The organism is Flavisericum labens (genome assembly GCF_045446075.1).
GTDB lineage: Bacteria > Bacteroidota > Bacteroidia > Flavobacteriales > Flavobacteriaceae > Flavisericum > Flavisericum labens.
Genome location: NZ_JBJJBQ010000006.1, coordinates 207782 through 217487, shown reverse-complemented (window position 1 = coordinate 217487; position 9706 = coordinate 207782). Strand labels below are relative to the sequence as shown.

Genomic DNA, 9706 nt, shown 5'->3' with positions numbered 1-9706 from the left:
GTACGTTTGATATACCCATCGTTTTCTGGTAATTCCATTACACTAAGGTTTTAGTGTATCGCTATTTCAGGACGGGACATACAAATATAAATAAAGAGAACCCGTTGAAACTACTGCTTTTTATTTAACCGTAACCATTAATTTTCTTTAGGAATAAAATTAAGAGCTACGCCATTTATACAATGGCGTGTGCCGGTAGTGTTTTTGGGCCCATCATTAAATACGTGCCCTAAATGGCCTCCACATTTGGCGCAGTGTTCTTCTGTGCGGGTATAACCTAATTTTTGGTCGGTTGAGAATGCGACATTACCTTTAATTTCTCTATCAAAACTTGGCCATCCTGTTCCGGAATCGAATTTATGTTCACTTTTAAATAATGGTGTTTCACAACCTGCACAAACATAAATTCCGTCACTATAATTCTTATTTAGCGGACTTGAAAAAGCACGTTCTGTCCCTGCTTTTCTTAATACATAAAATTCCATATCTGTTAACTGGTCCTTCCATTCAGCTTCAGTTTTGGTGATTTTATATTCTTTCTGTTCAGGTTTTTGTGAGTTTCCTTTGCAATTAAATAAAAAAGCGACAAAAGAAAACAATAGTATTTTTTTCATAAGTTATTTTTTAAAGTAGTCGATTGGTTTATTGAAACTTAACATTTAAAATGATAATATCGGTTTTATAAAAAAAGGAATGTGACAAATTATTGTAAATGGTGTCAAACATTAAAGGTATGATTTTTGTATTTTTATGGCTAATAAATAAAATTTAATATAATGAAATTGAAAAAAGCAGTATTTATATTGGCTATGGTGGTTTTGGCAGTGTCATGTGCCACAAATCCTTTTACAGGAAAAAAGACCATGGCATTAGTGCCGAATTCACAATTGTTTCCAACAGCTTTCGCTCAATACAATCAGTTTTTAAACGAAAATAAGGTTATTACTGGCACAAATGATGCTGAAATGATAACCCGAGTAGGGCAAAGAATAGCAGTTGCTGCCGAACGTTGGTTAAATGCTCATGGGCATCAAGGGTATTTGTCGGATTATAAATGGGAGTACAATCTGGTTGATGATAAGACCGTAAATGCTTGGTGTATGCCGGGAGGTAAAATAGTTTTTTACACGGGTATTTTACCGATAGCAAAGGGTGAAACGGGAGTAGCGGCCATTATGGGGCATGAGGTTGCACATGCATTGGCCAACCATGGTCAACAGCGTATGAGTGCTGGGATGTTGCAGCAGTTTGGTGCTGTAGCTGGAAATATTGCTATTCAGGATGAACAATCCAGAAATGCATTTAATCAATATTATGGTGTAGGTTCTCAACTTGGTGTTATGTTGCCTTTTAGTAGAGCACATGAAACCGAGGCTGATAAAATAGGCTTATATTTGATGGCCATTGCAGGCTACAATCCAAATGAAGCAGCTGAATTATGGAAGCGAATGAAAGCCAATAGTGGAGGACAGGCACCACCTGAAATTTTAAGTACACACCCCTCTAATGATGCGCGTATTGCTAATTTACAGGCATTAGCACCGAAAGCTATTGCTGAAGCAAAAAAATTCGGTATAACATCATTTAGGGAATAGTTGGTACAAAATAAAATATTTAACTACTTTAGAAGCTGCTAATAAAAGGCAGCTTTTTTTATGGACAACTTAAAAAAAGGAAGTAAAAAACTTCTGAATGCGTGGGCTTTTTATGATTGGGCCAACTCGGTATACACACTTACAATAGCCTCTTCCATTTTTCCTATTTTTTATTCCGCTTTGTTTATTTCAACAGCTTCAGAAGTAAAAATGGTTTGGGCTTTTGGGTTCGAATTGAAAAGCACGGCCTTAATTACTTTCGTTACCGCTTTTACATTTTTGGTGGTTTCGGTTATGTCTCCTTTACTATCAGGTATTGCTGATTATGTTGGAAATAAAAAGAAATTTTTACAATTTTTCTGTTATGTTGGTAGTGCTGGTTGTTTGGGTCTTTATTGGTTCGATATCACTCCAGAAAGAATACATGTAAGTTTACTTTTCTATTTTATGGGTTTGATAGGGTATTGGGGTAGTTTGGTGTTTTACAATTCTTATTTACCAGACATTGCCTTTCCAGAACAACAAGATAGCATCAGTGCCAAGGGGTTTTCATTAGGATACTTGGGTAGTGTCATTCTACTGATTATAAATTTAGTAATGGTTATGACCCAGGACGAAGGGGCAGCAAAAATGCAAATGATGCGTTATTCGTTTATAACCGTAGGCATTTGGTGGGCATTATTTAGCCAATATACATTTTACTATTTGCCCAAGGGAGCATCATCTGGACATAAAGTAACCTCCACCGTTGTTCTAAACGGATTTAAAGAATTGCAGCAAGTCTGGAAACAGCTTAAACAAAACTTAAGACTGAAACGTTATTTATATGCTTTTTTTGTATTTAGTATGGCGGTGCAAACCATTATGCTGGTTGCCGTTTACTTTGGTGAAGAAGAAATCGCTTGGGGTAATAGTGCCCAGAAAACTACTGGTTTGATAGTTAGTATTTTGGTTATTCAATTGGTGGCTATTTTAGGAGCTATTTTAACATCGAAGGCGTCGGCTAAATTTGGTAATATTAAAGCATTAATTGTTGTTAATTTTATTTGGATGAGCTTATGCTTTTATGCCTATTTTATGAAAACGCCAATGGAGTTTTATATTGCTGCTGGTATTGTGGGGCTTGTTATGGGTGGCGTGCAATCTTTGGCGCGCTCTACATATTCCAAGTTTTTACCTGAAACTACCGATACAGCTTCTTATTTTAGTTTTTATGATGTGGCCGAAAAGATTGGTATTGTAATAGGAATGGTGATTTTTGCCAGTATAGACCAACTAACAGGAACCATGCGTAATGCCATTCTCTTTCTTTTTGTCTTTTTTCTCTTTGGAATAATACTGTTATTCAGAGTTCCAGAGCGAAATCCTTGATACATTCAAAACAAAAAAAACCTGAAACTCAAATAGCAACAGGTTAATTTTATTTTAAGCTTAATAACTAAGATTCAGCAGGCTTTTCAGCTTTTTCAATACTAATGTTTAATTCATCAGATTTCTTATCTAAATCAATTTTAATTTTATCACCATCTTGCAGATTTGAAGCTACAATTTCTTCAGCCAAAGCATCTTCTACATATTTCTGGATAGCTCTTTTTAAAGGGCGAGCTCCATACTGTTTATCAAAGCCTTTTTCAGCTATATAGTCTTTGGCGCTATCAGTAAGTGTTAAGGTATAGCCTAAACCTTTTATTCTTATTAGAAGTTTTTCTAATTCAATATCAATAATTTTGTTGATGTCTTCTTTTTCCAATGCATTGAAAACAACAACATCATCAATTCGGTTTAAAAACTCTGGAGCAAACGATTTTTTTAGAGCATTTTCAATAACGCTTCTGGCATTGGCATCTTCTTGTGCTTTTTGTGAAGCCGTGCCAAAACCTATACCGGTTCCAAAATCCTTTAGCTTTCGCGCTCCGATATTGGAAGTCATAATGATAATAGTATTTCTAAAATCGATCTTTCTTCCTAAACTATCTGTTAAATAACCGTCATCTAATACTTGTAATAACATGTTAAATACATCTGGATGTGCTTTTTCAATTTCATCTAAAAGAATAACCGCATAAGGTTTGCGACGCACTTTTTCGGTTAATTGACCGCCTTCTTCATAGCCTACATACCCTGGAGGTGCTCCAATTAATCTGGAGATAGCAAATTTTTCCATGTATTCACTCATGTCAATTCTTACCAATGAATCTTCACTGTCGAATAACTCACGAGAGAGTACTTTTGCTAATTGGGTTTTACCAACTCCAGTCTGCCCCAAGAAAATAAAAGAACCAATTGGTTTATTCGGATCTTTAAGGCCTGCACGGTTACGCTGAATGGCTTTTACAACTTTGCCAACGGCTTCATCCTGACCTATAACTTTACCTTTAATAAGTTTTGGTAGTTCGGCAAGCTTATTTATCTCGGTTTGTGCAATTCGGTTTACAGGAACGCCAGTCATCATGGAGATAACATCAGCAACATTATCTTCAGTAACAATTTCACGATGCTGCTTCGTGTCTTCTTCCCATTTTTCCTGCGCTATTGCCAATTCTTTTTCGAGACGTTTTTCATCATCTCTAAGTTTGGCAGCTTCTTCATACTTCTGCTTCCTAACAACTGCATTTTTTGTTTCCTTAATGCCTTCTAATTCTTTTTCAAGTTCTATTATTTGTTTAGGCACATCGATATTAGTGATGTGTACACGTGAGCCCGCTTCGTCTAAAGCATCAATGGCCTTGTCTGGAAGAAAACGTTCCGTCATATATCGGTTCGTTAGCTTTACACAAGCCTCGATGGCTTCAGGTGTGTAGTCAACATTATGGTGTTCTTCGTATTTGGTTTTTATGTTGTTAAGAATCTCAATAGTTTCTTCTACCGTTGTAGGCTCAACAATAACTTTTTGGAAACGGCGTTCTAGGGCACCGTCTTTTTCGATATATTGCCTGTACTCGTCCAAGGTAGTGGCCCCAATGCATTGAATTTCTCCACGTGCCAAAGCTGGTTTAAACATGTTTGAGGCGTCAAGACTTCCTGTAGCACCACCAGCACCAACTATGGTATGGATTTCATCAATAAACAAAATAACATCGTCATTCTTTTCCAGTTCGTTCATTACGGCTTTCATACGCTCTTCAAACTGCCCACGGTATTTTGTTCCTGCAACTAAACTCGCTAAATCGAGCGTAACCACACGTTTGTTGAATAGAATACGTGACACTTTTCGTTTTACGATTCTAAGTGCCAAACCTTCAGCAATGGCCGATTTACCAACGCCAGGTTCTCCAATTAAAAGTGGGTTGTTTTTCTTTCTTCGACTTAAAACTTGAGAAACTCTTTCAATTTCTTTTTCTCTTCCAACTACGGGGTCAAGTTTGCCTTCTTCCGCCAAAACGGTTAAATCGCGACCAAAATTGTCTAATACCGGAGTTTTGGATTTTTTGTTGCTTTTACCCGCTGGGGAATTAAAAATATCTTTTGAAGAATCATCACCGGTGCTCGTGTCGTCATCTTGAAACGATTCGGCTTTGGGTTCTATATAATCATTGTCGTTTGTAATCATAAGTTTAAATTGTTCTTTAACATTATCGTAGTCAACTTTAAGCTTGTTTAAAAGCTTGGTAGTGGGGTCGTTTTCATTTCTTAAAATACAAAGCAAAAGATGCGCCGTATTAATTGAAGTACTTTGAAATAATTTTGCCTCTAAAAACGTTGTTTTTAAAGCGCGTTCCGCCTGCCTAGTAAGGTGCAGGTTTTTCTTTTGGTTTGATGCTACAGCAATATTGGGGTTTGCAGGGCTCAAAATCTCTACTTTTCTCCTTAAATGGTTCAGGTCGATTTCTAGGGCATTTAATATATTTATAGCTTTGCCATTGCCATCACGTAAAAGGCCAAGCATTAAGTGTTCAGTGCCAATAAAATCGTGGCCTAAACGCAGGGCTTCTTCCTTGCTGTAAGCAATAACATCTTTAACTCTTGGTGAAAAATTATCATCCATATCCTTATCCTTTCTGCATTAAAAATAGTAAAACATTTTACCAAAGGCAAAAACTATACCTTAAATTGTACGTAAAATGCTAATTGACAAAAAAAACTTAATAAAATCAAAATTTTACACTTCATATTTATTAACTAAAAAACATATAAAAATTGTTAATAAAAACACGAAAAAATACCGTTGAAGCGCTTACTACAACTGACGAAATACTTATATTAGCATGTTTTGAAAAACTGATTAAATTAAATTAAAATATTTATGGCAGAAGGAGAAAAATTGATCCCTATTAACATTGAGGATGAAATGAAATCGGCCTACATTGATTATTCAATGTCGGTCATAGTGTCACGTGCGTTACCAGATGTAAGAGATGGCTTAAAGCCTGTACACCGTCGTGTACTTTACGGAATGCATGAGTTGGGCGTTAGAGCGAATTCGGCACATAAAAAATCCGCAAGAATAGTTGGAGAGGTTTTAGGTAAGTACCATCCTCATGGTGATACTTCGGTTTATGATGCTATGGTACGTATGGCTCAAGAGTGGAGTTTGCGTTACATGTTGGTTGATGGTCAAGGAAATTTCGGCTCAATCGATGGTGATAGCCCGGCAGCTATGCGTTATACGGAAGCACGTATGCGAAAAATATCTGAGGATATGTTGGCGGATATTGAAAAGGAAACGGTTGACCATCAATTAAACTTTGATGATACCTTAAAAGAACCAACGGTTTTACCAACACGTATTCCTGGTCTTTTGGTAAATGGTGCATCAGGTATTGCTGTAGGTATGGCCACAAACATGCCACCTCACAATTTAACTGAAGTTGTAAACGGAACCATCGCTTACATCGAGAATAGCGATATTGAAGTTGATGAACTTATTCAGTACGTAAAAGCACCAGATTTTCCAACAGGAGGAACCATTTATGGTTATGATGGTGTTCGCGAAGCTTTCCAAACTGGTCGTGGCCGAATTGTAATGCGAGCCAATGCCAATGTAGAGGAAGTTAATGGTCGTGAGTGCATTATAGTAACCGAAATTCCTTATCAAGTTAACAAGGCAGACATGATTAAAAAGACTGCCGATTTGGTTAATGAGAAAAAACTTGAAGGTATTTCTTCAATTCGTGACGAGTCTGATAGAAAAGGTATGCGCATCGTATATATTTTAAAGCGTGATGCTATTCCAAATATTGTACTGAACAAACTGTATAAGTATACCGCACTGCAATCATCATTTAGTGTAAATAATATCGCATTGGTTAATGGGCGTCCGCAGTTACTGAACCTAAAGGAACTCATCCATTACTTTGTAGAGCATAGACATGATGTAGTGGTTAGGCGTACAACATTTGAATTACGCAAAGCGGAAGAAAGAGCGCATATTTTAGAGGGTTTAATCATTGCTTCAGACAATATAGATGAAGTTATTGCCTTAATTAGAGCATCATCAAATGCTGATGAAGCGCGTGAAAAATTAATGGAACGCTTTAAATTGACAGAAATTCAAGCGAAGGCCATTGTTGAAATGCGATTGCGTCAACTTACAGGACTGGAGCAAGACAAACTGCGTTCTGAATATGAAGAGTTAATGAAAACCATTGAAGACTTAAAAGATATTCTTGATAAAAAGGATAGAAGAATGGAAATCATTAAGGAAGAGTTGGAAGTTGTAAGAGACAAGTACGGTGACGAACGTCGTTCTAAAATTGAATACGCTGGTGGCGATTTAAGTATTGAAGACATGATCCCTAATGAAAAAGTGGTGATTACCATTTCGCATGCAGGATATATCAAACGTACGTCACTTACCGAATATAAAACTCAAAACAGAGGAGGGGTTGGACAAAAAGCCTCAACAACTAGAAATGAAGATTTCTTAGAGCATTTATTTGTAGGAACCAACCACCAATATATGTTGTTCTTTACCCAAAAAGGAAAATGTTTCTGGATGCGTGTTTACGAAATTCCAGAAGGCAGCAAGACTTCAAAAGGTAGAGCCATTCAAAACCTTATAAATATTGAGCAAGACGATAAGGTTATGGCCTTTATCTGTACTCAAGATTTAAAGGACGAAGATTATATCAATAGCCATTACGTTATTATGGCTACTAAGAACGGCCAAGTAAAAAAGACGTCTTTAGAGCAATACTCACGTCCTAGAACCAATGGTATTAACGCCATTACTATCAAGGACAATGATGAATTACTTGAAGCTAAATTAACAACTGGTAACAGCCAAGTAATGTTAGCTTTAAAATCAGGAAAGGCCATTCGTTTCGAGGAAGCAAAAACACGACCTATGGGACGAAATGCTTCGGGTGTAAGAGGTATTACTTTGGGTCATGATAATGACGAGGTAATAGGAATGGTGACCATAGAGAACCCACAGGAAGAATCTGTTTTAGTGGTTTCTGAAAACGGATATGGTAAACGAACTTACATTGATGATCCTGAAGATGGCGAGCCAGTATACCGAATTACTAATAGAGGCGGAAAAGGTGTCAAAACCATTTCAATTACAGGAAAAACGGGTAATTTAGTAGCTATTAAAGCGGTAACAGATAATGATGATTTAATGATTATCAATAAATCGGGTATAGCAATCAGAATGGTAATAGCAGATTTAAGAGTTATGGGGCGTGCCACACAAGGGGTGAAATTAATAAACCTGAAAGGAAACGATTCAATCGCTGCGGTTGCCAAGGTAATACATGATGAAGATGAAGTAGATGAGAACGAAACTGTTGAAAATACCGATGTTTCGGAAGATGGCACAACTCTTGATACCAATAATACAGATAACAATAACACTGAAGTTTAAATTTAATATCACAAAAATGAAACAAGGAATTCTTTTAGCTTTAGCATTTTCAATTAGTGCATTTTCATTTGCACAAAAAAAGGAATTGAAAACCGCAGAAAAAGCTATCAAATCAAACAATTTTGCAGAAGCCAAAGGAGCTTTGAAGCAAGCCGAGGCTTTAATGTCTGAAATGGACGATAAGTTAAAAGCAAAATATTATTATCTAAATGCACAAGCTTTGTATGCTAATGGTAAGGGTTCTGATGCCGACATCGATGCGTCATTAGAAAATTTGGAAAAAGTAGAAGGAGATTATGAATCAGAAGCTTCTGAAATGAAGCAAAATATGGTTAACAGTATGTTGACCGAAGGTAATAAAGCCTATGAAGCACAAGATTTTTCAAAAGCTTCCAAGTATTTCGAAAGATCTTACAGAGCTTCTCAAAAAGACACTTTATTTCTTTACTATGCTGCGGCAACTGCCGTAAACGTTAAAGAATACGAAAGAGCACTTTCTTTATATGAAGAGCTCAAAAACTTGGGCTACACGGGTATTAAAACAGAGTATTTTGCTACCAACGTTGAAACAAACGAAGAAGAGGTTATGGATAAAGCAACACGTGACCTTTACGTTAAGGCGAAAAGTCATATAAATCCAGGTGAGCGTACAACCGAGTCTAAAAAGCCAGAAATCGTAAAAAACGTAGCTTTGATATATGTTAGTCAAGGTGATGATGACAAGGCACTTGCAGCGTTCAAAGACGCGCGAGAGGAAAACCCTGACGATATCAATTTAATTTTGAGTGCAGCTAATATTCACTTTAAATTAGGAAATACAGAAGAGTTCACAAAACTTTTGCAAAAGGCTACTGAAATGGACCCTCAAAACCCGGAGTTGCAGTACAACTTAGGGGTTGTTGCAGCAGAGGCCAATCATACAGAAGAAGCCAGAGCTTATTACGAAAAAGCTATTGAATTAGACCCAACTTACGTAAATGCTTATATTAATGTTGCGGCACTTATTTTAGGGGAAGAAAAACCATTAATTGAAGAAATGAACGGTTTAGGGACTTCGGCAGCAGACAATAAGCGTTATGATGAGTTAAGAGAAAAAAGGCAAAACCTTTACAAAGATGCTATACCGTTTTTGTCTAAAGCATTAGAAATTGCGCCTGACAATATTAACGCAGCAAAAACCTTAATGAATATTTACAGTATTTTAGGGGAAACCGAAAAACGAAATGCACTAAAGGAAAAAATTGATGCTTTAGAAGCAGGAAACTAAGGATAAATAGCATTTCTTAAGCATTGTAAAAAATTT

At 36.6% G+C, this 9706-nt stretch carries 6 protein-coding genes; 4 read left to right on the top strand and 2 right to left on the bottom strand.

The genetic code is table 11. The features are described from left to right. Positions 1-137 precede the first annotated feature (137 nt). A complete protein-coding gene (msrB, locus tag ACIEHO_RS11755) occupies positions 138-614 on the bottom strand; it encodes a peptide-methionine (R)-S-oxide reductase MsrB (protein ID WP_406971897.1) in 477 nt (158 codons plus the stop codon). Between the two features lie 162 nt (positions 615-776). Between msrB and ACIEHO_RS11750 the strand changes: the two genes are divergently transcribed. Continuing rightward, positions 777-1595 carry a M48 family metallopeptidase gene (locus ACIEHO_RS11750; protein WP_406971895.1) on the top strand — a complete coding sequence of 273 codons (819 nt, stop codon included), beginning with the start codon at positions 777-779 and terminating at the stop codon, positions 1593-1595. Positions 1596-1655: 60 nt separating this feature from the next. Continuing rightward, positions 1656-2966, top strand: a complete 1311-nt coding sequence (locus ACIEHO_RS11745) for an MFS transporter (protein ID WP_406971893.1) — start codon at positions 1656-1658, stop codon at positions 2964-2966. A gap of 67 nt (positions 2967-3033) precedes the next feature. On the opposite strand, the gene ACIEHO_RS11740 is transcribed toward ACIEHO_RS11745, so the two are convergent. After that, a complete protein-coding gene (locus tag ACIEHO_RS11740; protein ID WP_406971891.1) occupies positions 3034-5580 on the bottom strand; it encodes an ATP-dependent Clp protease ATP-binding subunit in 2547 nt (848 codons plus the stop codon). Between the two features lie 258 nt (positions 5581-5838). Between ACIEHO_RS11740 and gyrA the strand changes: the two genes are divergently transcribed. Together gyrA and ACIEHO_RS11730 are read left to right on the top strand one after the other, a co-directional pair. Next, positions 5839-8403 carry a DNA gyrase subunit A gene (gene gyrA / locus ACIEHO_RS11735; RefSeq protein ID WP_406971889.1) on the top strand — a complete coding sequence of 855 codons (2565 nt, stop codon included), beginning with the start codon at positions 5839-5841 and terminating at the stop codon, positions 8401-8403. A 16-nt stretch (positions 8404-8419) separates the two neighbouring features. Beyond that, positions 8420-9670, top strand: a complete 1251-nt coding sequence (locus ACIEHO_RS11730) for a tetratricopeptide repeat protein (RefSeq protein WP_406971887.1) — start codon at positions 8420-8422, stop codon at positions 9668-9670. Positions 9671-9706 lie beyond the last annotated feature (36 nt).

What these genes read in the sequence shown, in the direction of transcription:
- ACIEHO_RS11750 (WP_406971895.1), top strand. Translation starts at nt 777, where the DNA reads ATGAAATTGAAAAAAGCAGTATTTATATTGGCTATGGTGGTTTTGGCA.
- ACIEHO_RS11730 (WP_406971887.1), top strand. Translation starts at nt 8,420, where the DNA reads ATGAAACAAGGAATTCTTTTAGCTTTAGCATTTTCAATTAGTGCATTT.
- ACIEHO_RS11745 (WP_406971893.1), top strand. Translation starts at nt 1,656, where the DNA reads ATGGACAACTTAAAAAAAGGAAGTAAAAAACTTCTGAATGCGTGGGCT.
- ACIEHO_RS11740 (WP_406971891.1), bottom strand. Translation starts at nt 5,580, where the DNA reads ATGGATGATAATTTTTCACCAAGAGTTAAAGATGTTATTGCTTACAGC.
- msrB (WP_406971897.1), bottom strand. Translation starts at nt 614, where the DNA reads ATGAAAAAAATACTATTGTTTTCTTTTGTCGCTTTTTTATTTAATTGC.
- gyrA (WP_406971889.1), top strand. Translation starts at nt 5,839, where the DNA reads ATGGCAGAAGGAGAAAAATTGATCCCTATTAACATTGAGGATGAAATG.